The sequence below is a fragment of the Rhizobium sp. PAMB 3174 genome, from assembly GCF_052908375.1.
The window spans coordinates 3,065,210-3,081,814 of record NZ_CM128608.1 but is presented as its reverse complement, the minus strand read 5'-3'; the positions used below and the strand labels follow the sequence as shown (position 1 = coordinate 3,081,814).

Genomic DNA, 16,605 nt, shown 5'->3' with positions numbered 1-16,605 from the left:
CGTAGAGGGGAGCTAACTGCCAACCCGATTACGCCCTGTTTGAGATATTTTTCTGGGGCGCACCTAAACCAAAACAGGGAAAATAGCCAGCCTCTGGCGGCTGTATGAAGAAGAAACATCGCGAATGACACTTGTAAATACGAAGACCTCCGCCTGGTGGACGTCCGACGTCCACGCGGATCGGCGTCCTTTCCTGATGGCTCGCAACGCAATTCAGACCTCGCTGCGCGGTTATTTCGCCACAAGGGACTTCCTGGAGGTGGATACCTCGATCCTGCAGGTTTCGCCGGGCAACGAGGCGCATCTGCATGCGTTTTCGACCGAAGCCGTTTCCATCGACGGCCAGAGCCGGCCCTTCTACCTGCACACCTCGCCCGAATTCGCGATGAAGAAGCTGCTTGCCGCCGGCGAGACGCGCATCTTCACCTTCGCCCATGCCTTCCGCAACCGCGAGCATGGCCCGATGCACCATCCCGAGTTCACCATGCTCGAATGGTACCGTGTCGGAGAAGGCTACGAGAAGCTGATGGAGGATTGCGCCGCGATCCTCGCGCGCGCCTCGGAAAAGGCGAAGGCGAACAAGTTCAACTGGCGCGGTGTGAGCTGCGACCCGTTCCTTTCGCCGGAACGGTTGAGCGTTGCCGAGGCCTTCGACCGCTACGTCGGCATCGACCTGCTCGCAACGCTGTCGCCGGAAGGCCTGACGGACCGCGAAGGCTTTGCCGATGAGGCGATGGCTGCCGGCATCCGGGTGGCCGAGGACGATACCTGGTCCGACATCTTCAGCCGCGTGCTGGTCGAACGCATCGAGCCCAATCTCGGCCATGGCCGCCCGACCATCCTCGACCAGTATCCGGTTTGCGAAGCGGCGCTCGCGCGTCGTTCGCCGGAGGATCATCGCGTCGCCGAACGTTTCGAGCTCTATACCTGCGGCGTCGAGCTGGCGAACGGATTTGGCGAATTGACGGATGCGAGCGAGCAGCGTGCCCGCTTCGAGGAAGAGATGCGCATCAAGCGCCGGGTTTACGGCGAGAGCTACCCGATCGACGAGGATTTCCTTGAAGCCGTTTCGGCCATGCCGGAATCGGCGGGCATTGCGCTCGGCTTCGAGCGGCTCGTCATGCTCGCTGCGGGTGCATCGCGCATCGACCAGGTCATCTGGGCGCCGGTCGCAGTACCGGCATTCGAGATGCAGCAGGTGGACCGCGTCGAAAGCCAGCCGGTCCTGCAGAAGCCGGTAGCGCCTGCCGTGATTCCGGTCGTTTCCGCCGCAGCGGCTGCTCCGATTGCTGCTGAAACGGAACCCGCAGCGACAGCCGATTTCGTCGCCTTGATCTCGGCGGCTGTGGCCGGCGTTTCGATGGGCGGCAATCTCGTGGACGCAGATGAGGCTGCGCCGGCCGAAGAGCCGGTCGCCGTCGATGACGCCGAGGCGTCGTCTTCGACAGTTGATGCGCCGAATTCCGCGGAAAGTCCCTCGGAGGCGGAAGCCGAAGCGGAGATCTCCGCACCGGAAGATGCCGAGGCATTTGTCTTCGAAGCATTCGCTGACATGAACGATATTTCCGAAGCCGAAGCCGAAGCCGAGACAGAGACTGTCGCCGATGCACAGGTCGGGCAGGCGGATGAAGAGGCAGCCTCGATGCTGGACCTCTCCGACCTCGAGCCTGAGGAAGTCATCCAGCCCGATATCGACCTGCCTGTCACGGACGAGGCTGATGCCGAAGTTCATGAAGAAGGCGAGCAGACGAATGACGAACTGACCGAGGACGAGATCGACGCGGATATTGATCTCTCCGACGCCATGGAGGCCGAAATTCTGGCCGCGCTCGTGCTCGAACCCGAATTCGCGATCGAAGAGGTCGAGGACGGCGAAGTGGCCACACCGGTCGAAGAGGTAAACGCGACCAAGGCCGAGGACGCATCCGAGGATCACGACGACAAGGATCCGTTCGAGGGCTGGGACGGTCTGGATCTTCTCGAACTCAAGGAAGCCAAGGGCTGAGGATCGCGTGGGGGCAGCATTGAAGACGGCCGGCGGGCTGGTTGCCGCCGGTCTCCTGCCGGCAGAGCGCCTGCGTGAGGCCGAGACGGTCGCCGCGCGCTATGCGGTCGCGATCTCCCCGGACATTGCTGCGCTGATCGATCCGGCCGACCCGGCCGATCCGATCGCCCGACAGTTCCTTCCCGACCCCGCCGAGCTTTTGACGACGCCGGAAGAGCGTGCCGATCCGATCGGTGATGCCCCGCACTCGCCGGTGGAAGGCATCGTTCACCGCTATCCCGACCGCGTCCTTCTGAAGGCCGTTCATGTCTGCCCGGTCTATTGCCGCTTCTGCTTTCGTCGCGAGGTGGTCGGCCCGGAGGGCGCCGGCATGCTGGATACGCCGACGCTTGTTACCGCCATGGATTATATACGGTCGCGACCGGAAATCTGGGAGGTGATCCTCACCGGTGGCGATCCGTTCGTCATGTCGCCGCGCCGGCTCGCCGAGATCATGACCATGCTCGGCGCGATCGCGCATGTGAAGATCGTCCGCTTTCATACCCGCGTGCCGGCGGTCGATCCGGCGCGGATCGATGCCGACCTGATCGAGGCGCTGAAGGCCGCCGGCAAGACCGTCGTTGTCGCCCTGCATGCCAACCATGTCCGCGAACTGACGCCCAGGGCGCGCGCTGCCTGCAGGCGGCTGATCGACGCCGGCATCTCCATGGTCAGCCAGACCGTGCTGCTGGAGGGCGTCAATGCCGATCCGGCGGTCCTCGCGGACCTGATGCGCAGCTTCGTCGAGACCGGCATCAAGCCGTATTACCTGCATCACCCCGACCTGGCGCCCGGCACGGGGCATTTCCGTGTCGACATCGAGAAGGGCCGAGAAATCGTCGAGGCGTTGAGGGCAAGGGTTTCGGGCCTCTGCATGCCGACCTATGTGCTCGACATTCCGGGCGGGTTCGGCAAGGTGCCGCTGACCAATTCGCCTGTCTGCCAGACAGCCGGTAGCACATTCGTGGTGCGCGACCGTAAGGGAGGCTCGCACGCCTATCCGCCGGCGGAAGACACGACCCCCGAATGACAAGGGCTGCCGGCTGTGCAGCCATGGACCCTGCCGCCGGTCCTTTGGAATTTGCGCAACCTGTCTCTTCCTGCCATCAATTTGCCGGCATCGCCTCCGGCTTGTGAGCGAAGCGTCGCCTTCCCGCGCGGTGGTAGTCACATTACAAAAATTTAACTCACATTGAATCGTTCCCGTATCCCCTGGAAACCAACAGGTTTGGCGTGCGGGTGCCGGGACCGGGGCCGCTTTCGGGATGAAATTTTGCAAGGCGACCCAATCGCGTCATGCTGCCGCCATCGATGCGTGGTGTATTCTGTCCTGTAAGCGGGAAACATCCAATGAGGGTATGACATGTTGAACAAGGACAGCATTGCCTCAGTAAAAGTCTTAGTCTGGGGAGAGTTTTATCCCCGTTCCTCCGCCTGTCGCTCAGGCCGAATGCGATACCGGCTCGTATAAAACGCCGGACCATAATGCCCCTAGGGGGGCCGCAGACGCATAGAGGAAGATATTATGCAAAAAGCTGTAATCGAATACGGCGGCGAGCCCGTCGGAATTGTCGTGCCGGAAGGTAATCGACTGAAATTCATTGCCGTCAAGTTTCATGTGCATCCGCTGGACGAGCAGCGGTTTGATTCGCCCGAGGCGGTCACCTCGGCCATTCGCGACCTGATGGTCCGCGGAAGGCCGAAGGAAGCCATGCACGCATGAGGCTGGCGAAACCCATGATACGGACAGGCCGACGGTCGCGGCCTGTCTGCGTTGAACCGGAATTTCCATCGCAGGTTTGACATATGTCAGATCGGCGGCCGGACCGGGCCGCTAATCTGGGCAGGATTTCAACCAATGGAATATTGCCCATGTTTTCCAGCCACATTCGTTGCCCCGAACTCCTAGACAGGATTGTCAGCCCCGAACAGGCCGCCGGCCTGATCCGCGACGGCATGACCGTCGGCATGAGCGGCTTCACGCGGGCCGGCGAGGCGATGGCGGTGCCGCTGGCGCTCGCCGAACGCGCCCGCCGCGAAGAAATCCGCATCACGCTGATGACCGGCGCCTCGCTGGGCCACGATCTCGACAGCACGCTGGCCAGCCGCCACGTGCTGGCGCGCCGCCTGCCGTTCCAGTCGGATCCGGGCTTGCGCAAGGCGATCAATGCCGGCGAGGTGATGTTCATCGACCAGCACCTTTCCGAAACTGTCGAACAGCTGCGCACCCGCCAGATCCCGCCGGTCGGCATCGCCATTGTCGAGGCGGTCGCCATCACCCGCGAGGGCGGCATCGTTCCGACGACGTCGGTCGGTAATTCGGCAAGCTTCGCGATCCTAGCGGACAAGGTCATCGTCGAGGTCAACCTTGACGCCAATCCGGCGCTGGAAGGCCTGCATGACATCTACATTCCCACGCACCGGCCGCGCCGGCTGCCGATCCCGTTGATCGAGCCCGGCGACCGCATCGGCACGCCATACATTCCCATTCCGCCGGAGAAGATCGCGGCCATTGTCGTAACCCACAAGCACGACAGTTTCTCGCCGGTCCAGCCTCCTGACGAAGACACGAAGGCGATCGCGGCGCATCTCATGCGCTTTCTCGAAGGCGAGGTCGCCGCCGGCCGGCTGACCGAGCGGCTGCAGCCGCTGCAGGCGGGCATAGGCACCATCGCCAACGCGGTTTTGCACGGCTTCATCGACTCGCCCTTCCGCGATCTCACCATGTATTCGGAGGTGCTGCAGGATTCGACCTTCGAGCTCTTCGATTGCGGCAAGCTCCTGTTTGCCTCGGGCTCGTCGATGACGCTTTCGGAGGAGATGAACGCGCGCGTGATGCCCAATCTCGACGCCTACAAGGACCGGCTGGTCCTCAGGCCACAGGAAATCAGCAACCATCCGGAGGTCGTCCGCCGTCTCGGCATCATCGCCATCAACACCGCGCTGGAGTTCGACATCTACGGCAATGTCAATTCGACCCATGTCGGCGGTACGCACATGATGAACGGCATCGGCGGTTCGGGCGACTTTGCCCGCAACAGCTACATGTCGATCTTCGTCACCAAGTCGATCGCCAAGAAGGGTGCGATCTCCTCGGTCGTGCCGATGGTGAGCCACGTCGACCATACGGAACATGACGTCGATGTCCTGATCACCGAATGCGGGCTGGCGGACCTGCGCGGTCTTGCCCCGCGCGAGCGGGCCGAGAAGATCATCGCCAACTGCGTGCACCCGTCCTATCGCGACCTGTTGGCGGAGTACTACGAGCGGGCGCTCTCGCGCGGCGGACAGACGCCGCATCTGATCGAGGAGGCGCTCTCATGGCACGCCGCACTACGCGAGCGCGGCACGATGAGGCCCGAAGAAGACGTGACGGGCGCACTGCGGATGAAGACGGCCTGATCGCTCAGGCCGGATAGATCACGCCCTTGCGCAGGATGATGTTGCCGTAGAGGCGCGGCTCTGAGGTTTGGACGATCGTGTGGGCCGCGCGCACGCGGTTGTAGAACTCGTCCCCGGCCAGCGGCACCACCTTGCGGTCTGGCTCGTGGCGGGCGCAGCAGGCGATCATCTCCTCGTGCACCGGATCGACGAGGTTCAGGTCGCCCTTCACGGTGGCCCGGAAGATGGCGGCCGGGACGAAATCGTCGATCGGCAGCACGCTAAGGATCGCGTCGAGCACCGGCACGACGCCGTGTCCGTCCATGCGGATCAGCCGTCTCGCATGTTCCTGCCCGGGATAATTGCCGTCGACAAGGGCGATCTCGTCGCCATGGCCCATGGCCCTCAGCGTGTAGAGAAGGTCCGGGCTGAGCAGGGGGTCAAGCGACTTGAGCACTGTCGATATCCTTGAAGAGAACCGATTGGTCGATGAGGTAGCGTGAAAAGATCGGCAGGCTGGCGCCGCCGATGGCGCGTGCCTGCGCACCGACGGAGCCTTCGACAATCTCCGGGATGAGCACGCCCTGCAGGTCGAGCTTGCCGACCTCCCGGCGTGTGGCGTCGGTCAGCCGGGCCCGAATCCAGGCCGGGAAACCGCCGTCGATGATCGCTGCGGAAAAATCGATGACCGAGGCGGCCGACACGATCGCCTGGGCCAGCGCTTTTGCGCTGTCCTGGATCCAGAGTTCCGTCGGTTCACCGAAATCGATCCAGTCGTCGGCCGAATACCACAGCGGCTGCGGATCGACATTGCGTTTGCGCAACATGTTTTCGAGCACGAAGATCGATGCGATCTCGAGCAGCTGTCGTGTCTCGCCGGCGGCATTGCGCACGGGCATCGAACCGAGCGCGCCGGCGGTGCCGGTCCTGCCGGTGAAGATCGACGAGTTCAGCACCACGCCGCCGCCGATGAACGAGCCGACATAGAAGTAGACGAAATCCGGATAGCCGGCGCCGGCGCCGAACACCAGTTCCGCGCCGCAGGCGCTGGTCGCGTCGTTCTGCAGGAAGACGGGATGTTGGGTCCTCGCGGCAATCTCGGCGCGAAGGTCGAAGTCGCGCCAGACATCCATCGCTTTAGGCGGAGCACCGACCTGATCGGCCCAGTTCCAGAGTTCGAAGGGCGCGGCGACGCCGACGCCGGCGATGCGCTTTCTTTGCTGGAGCTCGAGGCCGGTTTCCAGAGCGGTGATCCCCTCGACGACGAAGTCGATGATCTGCTCGGGTGTCGGAAAGGCGTAGGTGTGATGCAGCCGGGTTCGGATCCTGCCGACGAAATCCATCAGGATCAGGTCGGCGCTGCGCCGGCCGATCTTGACGCCGAAGGAGTAGACGGCATCCGGATTGAGAAACATTGGCACCGAAGGCTGGCCGATCCGGCCGCGCACGGGCTCGCCGCGGCCGAGTAGCCCGTCCTTTTCCAGCGCGCGGATGATCACGGAAACGGTTTGCGCCGACAATCCCGTGCGGCGCGTGATGTCGGCCTTCGAAAGGCTGCCGTGCCGTCGGATCAGCGACAGCACCAGCCGTTCATTGTAGGCGCGGACGCGCTCCTGATTGGAGCCGCCGCCCGGATCAAGAACCACCTGCGGTGGTGGCGTGCCGCCAGAGCCGCTGTGCGTCGACATGTCCTCGTATCCTCCCGCGCTGGCCGCGAACAAAGGGTTTTCCGCGTCGGGTCGTTCGAATGAAACTTGCAGAAGCTGTAGCCTCCAATCCCTTCAGCTTCAATTCCCTAAACCGCTCGTTGCCGCCAGTTCTTTTCTTTGATCAGCACCATGCCACAAAAAAATACTAAATCAACTGGAATTAATTATTGACAGATGTCGCCGGCGAGGCGATTAATGGCGCCGTTGTGAAGGCGATCCCGAGGAGCTGGACGCTTTCGCAAAATGAAGTTTCCGGGCCTATTGGAGCAAGCATCTTCGGGCACCGGCATAATTTGAACTCTGGGAGGATAGAATGAAAAAGTCTCTCGTGGCATCCGCGCTCGGCGCGCTGGCACTCGGTGTCGTATTCGCAGCGCCGGCAAGCGCCGCAGGTGTATCGGCATGCCTGATCACCAAGACGGACACCAACCCCTTCTTCGTCAAGATGAAGGAAGGCGCGACCGAGAAGGCCAAGGAACTCGGCGTCGACCTGAAGACCTATGCCGGCAAGATCGACGGCGACTCTGAAAGCCAGGTTGCCGCAATCGAGTCCTGCATCGCCGATGGCGCCAAGGGCATCCTGATCACCGCGTCCGACACCAAGGGCATCGTTCCCTCGGTCAAGAAGGCACGCGACGCCGGCCTGCTGGTCATCGCACTCGACACGCCTCTCGATCCGATCGACGCCGCCGACATGACGTTTGCCACCGACAACCTGGAAGCCGGCAAGCTGATCGGCGCCTGGGCCAAGGCAACGATGGGCGACAAGGTGAACGACGCCAAGGTCGGCTTCCTCGACCTCACCCCGTCGCAGCCGACGGTCGACGTCCTGCGCGACCAGGGCTTCATGATGGGCTTCGGTATCGATCCGAAGGATCCGAACAAGATCGGCGACGAAGACGATCCGCGCATCGTCGGCCATGACGTGACCAACGGCAACGAAGAAGGCGGCCGCACGGCCATGGAAAACCTTCTTCAGAAGGACCCGGACATCAACGTCATCCACACCATCAACGAGCCGGCCGCTGTCGGCGCCTACCAGGCGCTCAAGGCTATCGGCAAGGAAAACGACGTCCTGATCGTGTCCGTCGACGGTGGCTGCCCGGGCGTCAAGGCTGTCGAGGAAGGCCAGATCGGCGCGACTTCGCAGCAGTATCCGCTGCTGATGGCTTCCAAGGGCATCGAGGCGATCGCTGCCTTCGCCAAGGACGGTACCAAGCCGCAGGCGACCGAAGGCAAGAACTTCTTCGACACCGGCGTGAACCTCGTCACGGACAAGCCGGCTGACGGCGTCACGTCGATCAGCGTCAAGGAAGGCCTGGAGAAGTGCTGGGGTTGATGAAGGGCTGATTTAGGATCAGTCTGGACAGGGAAGGGCGGTTCCGGCCGCCCTTTTCAATAACCGGAAACAAATCCGGACGGCTCGGGAGGATTGACGCCATGGCCACGATGCAGGAGTTCGAACGGGAACTCGAAAAAAGCGACAAGAATGTCGCGTCATTCAAGCACCATACCCCGCTGCAGAAGCTGCAGCATTTCCTTCATTCCACGCCGGCCGCCGTGCCGGGAATCGTGCTGATCGCAGCGATCATCATCTTCGGCGTGCTGAAGGGCGACCGCTTCTTCTCCGCCTATACGTTGACGCTGATCCTGCAGCAGATCGCCATCGTCGGCATTCTCGCGGCCGGTCAGACGCTCGTCATCCTGGTTGCCGGTATCGACCTGTCGATCGGCGTCGTCATGGTCATCTCGACAGTGATCATGGGCAATTGCGCCGTCACATACGGTCTGCCGCCCGTCCTTGCCATCGGCATAGGCATCCTTGCCGGCGGACTCTGCGGACTTCTGAACGGTGTCCTTGTCGCGGTGATGAAGCTGCCGCCGTTCATCGTGACGCTCGGCACCTGGTACATCGTCATGGCGACGAACTTCATCTATTCGGACAACGAGACCATCCGTGATTCCGACATTTCCGCCAATGCCGAGTTCCTGCATTTCTTCGGCATCAGCTTCAAGCTCGGCGGCGCTGTCCTGACGCTCGGCGTGGTCATGATGGTCGCCCTTGTGGGCATTCTCTGGTACGCGCTGAACCACACCGCCTGGGGCCGGCATCTCTATGCCGTCGGCGATGATCCGGATGCGGCGGAACTGTCCGGCATCCGCGTGCGCCGCGTGCTGATCTCCACCTACATGCTCGCCGGTGTCATCGCGGCACTTGCTGCCTGGGTATCGATTGGTCGCAACGGCTCGATCTCGCCCTCGGCGGCCGTCACCGAATACAATCTTCAGTCCATCACCGCCGCGGTGATCGGCGGCATCTCGCTCTTCGGCGGACGCGGTTCCATCCTCGGGACGCTGATCGGCGCGATGATCGTCGGCGTGGTCTCCATGGGCCTCAACATGCTCGGCGCCGACCCGCAGTGGAAGGTCTTCCTGACCGGCGTTCTCATTATCACGGCTGTCGCCGTCGACCAGTGGATCAGAAAGGTAGCAGCGTGATGGCAACCGAACCTCTTCTCAAGGCTCGCGGTCTGGTCAAGCGGTATGGCCGCGTCACGGCTCTCGACCAGGCGGATTTCGATCTCTATCCCGGCGAAATCCTCGCCGTGATCGGCGACAACGGCGCCGGCAAGTCCTCGCTCATCAAGGCGCTCTCCGGTGCCGTGACCCCGGACGAGGGCGAGATCCATCTGAACGGCAAGAAGGTCCGTTTCCATTCTCCGATGGAAGCGCGCGAGGCGGGCATCGAAACCGTCTACCAGAACCTTGCCCTGTCGCCGGCGCTGTCGATCGCCGACAACATGTTCCTCGGCCGCGAAATCCGCAAATCGGGATTGATGGGCTCGATGTTTCGCATGCTCGACCACAAGAAGATGCAACAGCTGGCGCGCGACAAGCTCACCGAACTCGGCCTGATGACCATCCAGAACATCAACCAGGCGGTGGAAACGCTGTCCGGCGGCCAGCGCCAGGGCGTGGCCGTGGCCCGCGCTGCGGCCTTCGGCTCGAAGGTGGTCATCATGGATGAGCCGACCGCCGCCCTCGGCGTCAAGGAATCCCGCCGCGTGCTGGAACTGATCCTCGACGTCAAGTCGCGCGGCCTGCCGATTGTGCTGATTTCGCACAACATGCCGCATGTCTTCGAAGTCGCGGACCGCATCCATGTGCACCGCCTCGGCAAGCGCCTCTGCGTCATCAATCCGAAGGACTACACCATGTCGGATGCGGTGGCCTTCATGACCGGGGCCAAGGAGCCGCCAGAGGCAAGCCTGGCTGCCTGACAAGTCTTTGATCCGGCATCGGCAGTCCCGATGCCGGATTTCTTCATGCGTCGAGAACAGCCTCTCCTGTCTACTCGGAATGGCAGAAGAAGCGGAGCGTTGTGGCACTGCTGTGCAGTATTACAGGACGATTTTCTTGCTTCGCTAAAATTTGAATGATGGGCTTCACCGTTCTTCAGGCTATCTCCATTAGAAAGAGCGTATAAGCCAGAGCGAAGCCCTAGATGGGTCGGCATGAAGCCCCCGCACTGAGCCGGAAAGCCCGGCGTTGTCTCTCTAGAAATCGATGCATCGAGCCATAGTCGCCGGCCGGTTCGCCCCAGCCCGCCGCGTTGGACGTTCGTGCAGGTCTTGTCCCGGCGCCGGCCGCCGCGGACTACATGGGGAATGACATGGCAATTCTGATCGTTGAAGACAACGCCACCAACGCTCTGATCCTCAAGCATCTCGCAAAGAAGATCGAGGCGGGCGAAATCCGCGTCGAGGCGGATCCGGGCAAGGCCCTGGCCCTGTGCCATCAGACCTTGTTCGACCTGCTCATTGTCGACCAGATGTTGCCGACCATGTCAGGCGTCCAATTCGTCAAGGCGATCAGGATGATCGACCGGTACAGACAGACGCCGGTGATCATGGTGACGGCCGATCACGGTCCGGACCTGAAGGCAAAGGCCATCGACGCCGGTGTCGACGATTTCCTCATGAAGCCGGTGGAGGCCGTCGCATTTCGCGAGCTGCTGTTCACCCATCTCCATCTTCCCTCGGTCGGACCCGGCATGAGTGCGGCGTCCTGACGGCAATCTGTCGAAATCCAAGAGGTCCATCATGAAGAAGTTCTTTACAGCATGTCTCGCTGCAGTCTGCCTGGCGGCTCCCGCCTGGGCGCTCGATGCCCCCAAGGGTGACGTGATCCTGGTCATCAAGGGTGCCATCACCAATACCAATGTCGACGGCACGGCGGCCTTCGACCGCGAGATGCTTGCCGCGCTGCCGGGACGCAAGGCGTCCATGGAGACGCCCTGGACGAAGGGCAAGGTAGAGTTCTCGGGCCCGCTCCTGCGCGAGGTCCTGAAGGCCGCTGGCGCCGAAGGCCACATGCTGAAGGTGCGCGCGCTCAACGACTATGCTGCCGAAGTGCCGGCCGATGATGCCAAACTCAACGTCATTCTCGCCGATCATCAGGATGGCGAGGTCATGTCCGTTCGCGACAAGGGACCTTTGATGGTGGTCTATCCGTTTGACGAGAACAAGGACCTCTACAACGAACTCTATTTCAGCCGTTCGGTCTGGCAGATCAAGGAAATCGAGGTCGTCGAGTGAAGCGGAGGGACCAAATCAGCAGCGAGGCCATTCGCCGGGCGGGAAAGGCCACTGCGGTCCTGCAGGGCGTTTCCGTCATGCTGCTGGTCGTCCTGGCCATGCTCTATTCCGATATCTCGTCCCGCTACACGTCCCTTCAGGACGGCATTCGCGAAAACACCCAGTGGTCGATCTACCAGTTGGACCGGGAGGCCAGAACGCTTGCCTTCGCCGTCGACGGCATGGTGCGTTCGCCGCAGCTGCGGACGGCCGACAATTACAAGGACATGTCCCTTCGCTACGATATCCTTTACTCGCGCATCAAGCTGATCAAGGAGACTCGCTTCGAAGAGTTCTTCGCGACCGATCGCAAGTTTGCGGACGTTGTAAGCAATGTGGGCGACATCATATTCTCCAACGAGCCGCTCTTCGACCGGATCAACCGCAAGGTCTACCCGACGGATAAGGAGATCACGGCACTGTCCGGCGCGGTTGCCTCGTTGACCGGACATTCCGAAAAGCTGCTGCTCTATATCAATTCGCGTTTGAGCGAGGTGCGGGCGGAGAGCCGAGAAGAGGTCTTCAAGCTCGAACGCACCTCCGCCATCATGCTTGGTCTGCTGTTCCTGTCGGTCGGCATGCTGATCGTGATGCTGCGCCGCCAGCTGAAATCCGTCCGCGCCGCCGGCCTGAAGCTTGAGCACATGGCCGACGAGCTTGGCTCCGCCTATGAGGCGGCCGACGCCGGCAACCGGGCCAAATCGCAGTTCATGGCGACCATGAGCCATGAGATCCGCACGCCGCTCAACGCCATTCTCGGCATGGCCGAATTGCTGGAACTGTCGGATCTGCCGAAGCCGGCGGCCGCCAATGTCGGCGTCATCCGTTCCTCCGGCGAGGCGCTGCTGGAAATCATCAACGAGATCCTCGACTTTTCCAAGATCGAGCACGGCAATCTGGATGTGGAGTCTCGGCCTGTCGATGTGCGTGAACTCTCCGAGATGGTCGCGAAGATCGTGACGGGAAGGGCCGCGGAGCGGCGCAACCGGCTGGTCCTCGACATTCCCGATAGTCTTGAGGCGCCATGCGTCGCCACCGACCCCACCCGGTTGCGGCAGGTGCTTCTCAACCTGATGAGCAATGCCGCCAAGTTCACGGAGGGTGGCCTGATCACCCTGAAGGTCAGGGAATTCGACGAGGGCAACGCCTTGCGTCTGCGGTTCGAGGTGTCCGACACCGGCATCGGTATCAATGAAGAGGGCAAGAAGAAGCTGTTCCAGCCGTTCTCGCAGGTCGATGCCTCGATCAGCCGTCGTTACGGCGGAACAGGATTGGGCCTGACCATCTGCAAGCAGATCGTCGAGCGGCTGGGTGGCAAGCTCGGGGTCGAGAGCCGGATCGGCGAGGGTTCGACTTTCTGGTTCGAACTGCCCGTCACGCGTGCCGTCGCAGCGGAAACCTGCAGCCACGAACGCGCCGAGCAGGCCGAGGGCCCCCTTCAGCGCCGCCGCGTTCTCCTTGTCGAGGACAATCGCGTCAACCAGCAGGTCGCCATGCGCTTTCTGGACCGGCTTGGGCAGGAGGTCGTGGTTGCGGCGAACGGCGCCGAAGCCGTGGACATGGCCGCGAACTCGAAGTTCGACCTGATCCTGATGGACATGCAGATGCCGGTGATGGACGGCATTCAGGCGACGACCGAGATCAGGCAGGGCGACGGATTGAGCGCCCGGACCGCGATCGTCGCGATGACCGCAAACGCGTCCGATGACGACAGGGAAAAATGCCGGCAGGCCGGCATGCAGGCCTTCGAGTCGAAGCCGATTTCCCTCGATCGCCTGCGCGGCATCTTGGCCGTTCACGCCTCGGCTTCAGCGGAAGACGTAGGCGCAGCTATAGCTGAAGAAGCGCCGCAGGCGGCCGCTCCGGTTTCGACGGACGACGCACTGAATGCAGCGCCTCGCGGCGAAGACTTCGATCGTGCGCGCCGCGACGAGCTTACGGAGGCTCTGGGTGAAGAGATATTTGAGGAGCTTCTGGACTCCTATTTCACAGATGCCGCCGAGCTTCTCGACGAGTTGCATGTGGCACTCGCCAATGGCGATACCGGCGGCATCGACAAGGGCCTTCACACATTGAAGGGCATGGCCGCCAACCTCGGCTTCAACGGAGTCGCCGGCATGGCCGAACAGCTTCGCGGCAGGCAACCCGCAATCGCCGACATCGAATACCTGGCGGAAAAGATCGAGGCCCATCGGCCGGATCAGGCAGCCTGAGCAAAAGATTTTACAAGGGAGGCAACAAGCCCATGCGCATCCTCATCGTCGACGACAACAAGACCAGCCTCAAGCTTCTCGTGCATCTCGCCGGCAAGATCGAAGGGTGCGAAATCGTCGCCTTCTCCACGCCGGACGAGGCGCTCGGCGCCTTGCCCGATCTCGACCTCGATCTGGCGATCCTCGATTACCAGATGCCCACTTACAATGGTGTCGAGCTCTATACCGAAATCGTCCGGTTCGAAAAATACGCGCAGATGCCGGTGGTCTTCGTGACCGCGGATACCGACCAGGCAACGCGCATGGAGGCACTGAACGCCGGCGCCATCGATTTCCTGATGAAGCCGGTCAATCCGCTCGAATTCAACGCGCGCGTCCACAACATCGTCAATCTTGCCCGCGCCCGCAGCGAGCTTCAGAAGCGCGCCGAATGGCTGCGCACCGAGGTCGAGAAGACCGTGAAGGAGTTGCGCGAGCGTGAGGAGGAGATCATCCAGCGTCTGACGCTTGCGGCCGGATACAAGGATCCGGACACGGCGCATCACACGCTGCGTGTCGCCGCCTATGCCGAAGCGATTGCCGCCGAGCTCGGCCTGCCGGAAGATCTCTGCCGCGACATCAAGCTGGCGGCGCCCATGCACGACATCGGCAAGGTCGCAATTCCCGATACGGTGCTTCTGAAGCAGGGCAAGTTGACCGAGGCGGAATACCGGCAGATGCAATGCCATGCGCTGGTCGGAAGCGACATTCTCGGTCGGTCTCACTCCTCGCTGCTGCAGCTGGCTGCGGAAATCGCTGCAAGCCATCATGAACGCTGGGATGGGCAGGGTTATCCCAACCGCATTGCCGGAGAGGAAATCCCGCTTGCCGGCCGCATCGTCTGCATTGCCGACAATTTCGACGCCCTGACATCCGAGCGGCCGTACAAGTCGGCGTGGCCCTTCGACCGGACGGTCGCCCACATTCTCGCCCGCGCCGGATCGCAGTTCGATCCCGGATGCGTGGCCGCATTCGAGCGTGCCCTGCCGAAGATCCGGGCGATCAGGGATGAGGACATGGCGCTCCAGGAAACGGAACTCACGCTCGCCGCGAAGTATCTGGAAGCCGTCTGAGGATCAGTTCCGGATTGTTTTCCGGCGCTCGAAAATGTTATGGCCCGACTGACAGTGACATCAGCCGGAGATAGCCGATCATGCAACGCCTCACCATCCGCCGCCCAGACGATTGGCACCTGCACCTGCGCGACGGCGAGATGCTGAAGGGCGTGATCGGCGACACCAGCCGGCATTTCGCCCGCGCCATCATCATGCCCAATCTCGTGCCGCCGGTCGTCACCACCGCCGATGCGCTCGCCTACAAGGCACGCATCGTCGATGCCATCCCCGCGGGCGATCGCTTCGCGCCGCTGATGACCCTCTACCTCACGGAGGGGACCAATGCGGACGACGTGGAGGAAGGCAGGAAGAGCGGGCTGATCAACGCCGTGAAGCTCTATCCGGCCGGCGCCACGACCAATTCCCATGGCGGCGTGCGCGATTTCGACAAGGTCATGCCGGTGCTGGAGCGCATGGCGAAGATCGGTCTGCCGCTTTGCGTCCATGGCGAGGTCACGACGCCGGAAGTCGACATCTTCGACCGCGAGGCCGTGTTCATCGAAACCGTCCTGGATCCGCTGCGCCGCCGGGTGCCGGAACTGAAGGTGACGATGGAGCACGTGACCACAAAGGACGGCATCGACTATATCAAGTCGTCTGCCGGCAATCTTGCCGGCACGCTCACCACCCATCACCTGATCATCAATCGCAACGCCATCCTGGTTGGCGGCATCAAGCCGCACTACTACTGCCTGCCGGTCGCCAAGCGCGAGAGCCACCGCCTTGCGCTGAGGGCGGCTGCTGTTTCCGGCGATCCGCGCTTCTTCCTCGGCACGGACTCGGCCCCGCATGTCGACCCGCTGAAGGAATGCGCCTGCGGCTGTGCCGGCATCTACACCTCCGTCAACACGATGAGCTGCCTCGCCCATGTCTTCGAAGAGGAGGGCGCGCTGGACAAGCTCGAAGCCTTCGCCTCGCTGAACGGCCCCGCCTGGTACGGGCTGACGCCGAACGAAGAGACGATCACGCTCGTCAAGCGCGACTCTCCGGTCGAATTTCCGAAGAAGATAGAGACCGGCGCAGGCCCCGTCACGGTCTTCGATCCGATGTTCCCGCTGCACTGGGATGTCGAGTAGTGATCTCCGTTCGCCAGGCGACGGCGGACGATTTCGAGTGTCTGCTGCCCCTGATGCTGGACATGGAACGCCATTATCTGGGCGAGGCGGCTGTCGCCGAACATGATGCTCGCCAGCGCCTGTTCCGCATCTTGAACGACAATCCGCCCGATTGCTTCCTCGTTGCCCTCGACGGTGACGAGGGCATCGGTTTCGCCACGCTTTACGAGACCTTTCCCGGCCTTCACCTCCACAATACCTGGTTCATGAAGGAACTTTACGTCCGCGCCGGCTCACGGGGACGTGGCGCCGGCAGGCTGCTGGTCGAAGCCGCCGGTGGCGAGGGTTCCCGGCGTGGCGGCACGCGGCTGGAATTCACCGCTTAAACGGGCAACTCTGGCGCACGGCGCTT

At 62.3% G+C, this 16,605-nt stretch carries 14 protein-coding genes and 1 pseudogene; 13 read left to right on the top strand and 2 right to left on the bottom strand.

Features of this window, described 5'->3' with window-relative positions; genetic code table 11:
• Positions 1–124: 124 nt before the first annotated feature.
• The 4 genes and pseudogenes from epmA to ACU5AY_RS14760 form a co-directional block, all read left to right on the top strand.
• Positions 125–1,174, top strand: a pseudogene (gene epmA, locus ACU5AY_RS14775) (EF-P lysine aminoacylase EpmA); the annotation flags it as partial.
• Between the two features lie 838 nt (positions 1,175–2,012).
• Positions 2,013–3,074 carry a lysine-2,3-aminomutase-like protein gene (locus ACU5AY_RS14770; protein WP_446826777.1) on the top strand — a complete coding sequence of 354 codons (1,062 nt, stop codon included), beginning with the start codon at positions 2,013–2,015 and terminating at the stop codon, positions 3,072–3,074.
• 495 nt (positions 3,075–3,569) lie between these two features.
• Positions 3,570–3,767 (top strand): hypothetical protein, encoded by a 198-nt coding sequence (locus ACU5AY_RS14765; RefSeq protein WP_446825456.1) that lies wholly within the window; start codon positions 3,570–3,572, stop codon positions 3,765–3,767.
• A gap of 149 nt (positions 3,768–3,916) precedes the next feature.
• The gene (locus tag ACU5AY_RS14760; RefSeq protein ID WP_446826776.1) at positions 3,917–5,446 is read left to right on the top strand and encodes an acetyl-CoA hydrolase/transferase family protein; all 1,530 of its coding nucleotides are present in this window, start codon (positions 3,917–3,919) and stop codon (positions 5,444–5,446) included.
• Between the two features lie 4 nt (positions 5,447–5,450).
• Here the strand turns inward: ACU5AY_RS14760 and ACU5AY_RS14755 are convergent, their stop codons facing one another.
• Both ACU5AY_RS14755 and ACU5AY_RS14750 read right to left on the bottom strand, forming a co-directional pair.
• Positions 5,451–5,882, bottom strand: a complete 432-nt coding sequence (locus ACU5AY_RS14755; RefSeq protein WP_446825454.1) for an RbsD/FucU family protein — start codon at positions 5,880–5,882, stop codon at positions 5,451–5,453.
• Positions 5,866–7,113: an ROK family transcriptional regulator gene (locus ACU5AY_RS14750; RefSeq protein ID WP_446826775.1), complete on the bottom strand. Its 1,248-nt coding sequence runs from the start codon at positions 7,111–7,113 to the stop codon at positions 5,866–5,868. Before ACU5AY_RS14750 ends, ACU5AY_RS14755 begins: the two co-directional genes overlap by 17 nt.
• Positions 7,114–7,447: 334 nt before the next feature.
• Between ACU5AY_RS14750 and ACU5AY_RS14745 the strand changes: the two genes are divergently transcribed.
• The 9 genes from ACU5AY_RS14745 to ACU5AY_RS14705 all read left to right on the top strand — a co-directional run bounded on the left by ACU5AY_RS14745 (position 7,448) and on the right by ACU5AY_RS14705 (position 16,579).
• Complete coding sequence (locus ACU5AY_RS14745) at positions 7,448–8,473, top strand: substrate-binding domain-containing protein (RefSeq protein WP_446825452.1); 1,026 nt, start codon at positions 7,448–7,450, stop codon at positions 8,471–8,473.
• Between the two features lie 101 nt (positions 8,474–8,574).
• Positions 8,575–9,633, top strand: coding sequence for an ABC transporter permease (locus tag ACU5AY_RS14740; protein WP_446825451.1), 1,059 nt, complete (start codon positions 8,575–8,577; stop codon positions 9,631–9,633).
• Positions 9,633–10,415: an ATP-binding cassette domain-containing protein gene (locus ACU5AY_RS14735; protein ID WP_446825450.1), complete on the top strand. Its 783-nt coding sequence runs from the start codon at positions 9,633–9,635 to the stop codon at positions 10,413–10,415. The genes ACU5AY_RS14740 and ACU5AY_RS14735 overlap by 1 nt, the downstream gene beginning before the upstream one ends.
• A 392-nt stretch (positions 10,416–10,807) precedes the next feature.
• Complete coding sequence (locus ACU5AY_RS14730; protein WP_446825449.1) at positions 10,808–11,206, top strand: response regulator; 399 nt, start codon at positions 10,808–10,810, stop codon at positions 11,204–11,206.
• A 31-nt stretch (positions 11,207–11,237) separates the two neighbouring features.
• Positions 11,238–11,732, top strand: coding sequence for a molybdopterin-dependent oxidoreductase (locus ACU5AY_RS14725; RefSeq protein ID WP_446826774.1), 495 nt, complete (start codon positions 11,238–11,240; stop codon positions 11,730–11,732).
• Positions 11,729–13,984, top strand: a complete 2,256-nt coding sequence (locus ACU5AY_RS14720; RefSeq protein ID WP_446826773.1) for an ATP-binding protein — start codon at positions 11,729–11,731, stop codon at positions 13,982–13,984. Before ACU5AY_RS14725 ends, ACU5AY_RS14720 begins: the two co-directional genes overlap by 4 nt.
• 32 nt (positions 13,985–14,016) lie before the next feature.
• Positions 14,017–15,096, top strand: a complete 1,080-nt coding sequence (locus tag ACU5AY_RS14715; protein ID WP_446826772.1) for a response regulator — start codon at positions 14,017–14,019, stop codon at positions 15,094–15,096.
• Between the two features lie 80 nt (positions 15,097–15,176).
• On the top strand, positions 15,177–16,214 hold the full coding sequence (gene pyrC, locus ACU5AY_RS14710) for a dihydroorotase (protein WP_446826771.1): 1,038 nt from the start codon (positions 15,177–15,179) through the stop codon (positions 16,212–16,214).
• Positions 16,214–16,579: an N-acetyltransferase family protein gene (locus tag ACU5AY_RS14705; RefSeq protein WP_446826770.1), complete on the top strand. Its 366-nt coding sequence runs from the start codon at positions 16,214–16,216 to the stop codon at positions 16,577–16,579. The genes pyrC and ACU5AY_RS14705 overlap by 1 nt, the downstream gene beginning before the upstream one ends.
• The last annotated feature ends 26 nt before the right edge of the window (positions 16,580–16,605 follow it).

Bases quoted from the DNA above. Each gene is read 5' to 3' on its own strand.
- pyrC (WP_446826771.1), top strand. From the start codon at position 15,177: ATGCAACGCCTCACCATCCGCCGCCCAGACGATTGGCACCTGCACCTG.
- ACU5AY_RS14735 (WP_446825450.1), top strand. From the start codon at position 9,633: ATGGCAACCGAACCTCTTCTCAAGGCTCGCGGTCTGGTCAAGCGGTAT.
- ACU5AY_RS14740 (WP_446825451.1), top strand. From the start codon at position 8,575: ATGGCCACGATGCAGGAGTTCGAACGGGAACTCGAAAAAAGCGACAAG.
- ACU5AY_RS14715 (WP_446826772.1), top strand. From the start codon at position 14,017: ATGCGCATCCTCATCGTCGACGACAACAAGACCAGCCTCAAGCTTCTC.
- ACU5AY_RS14760 (WP_446826776.1), top strand. From the start codon at position 3,917: ATGTTTTCCAGCCACATTCGTTGCCCCGAACTCCTAGACAGGATTGTC.
- ACU5AY_RS14730 (WP_446825449.1), top strand. From the start codon at position 10,808: ATGGCAATTCTGATCGTTGAAGACAACGCCACCAACGCTCTGATCCTC.
- ACU5AY_RS14725 (WP_446826774.1), top strand. From the start codon at position 11,238: ATGAAGAAGTTCTTTACAGCATGTCTCGCTGCAGTCTGCCTGGCGGCT.
- ACU5AY_RS14745 (WP_446825452.1), top strand. From the start codon at position 7,448: ATGAAAAAGTCTCTCGTGGCATCCGCGCTCGGCGCGCTGGCACTCGGT.
- ACU5AY_RS14750 (WP_446826775.1), bottom strand. From the start codon at position 7,113: ATGTCGACGCACAGCGGCTCTGGCGGCACGCCACCACCGCAGGTGGTT.
- ACU5AY_RS14765 (WP_446825456.1), top strand. From the start codon at position 3,570: ATGCAAAAAGCTGTAATCGAATACGGCGGCGAGCCCGTCGGAATTGTC.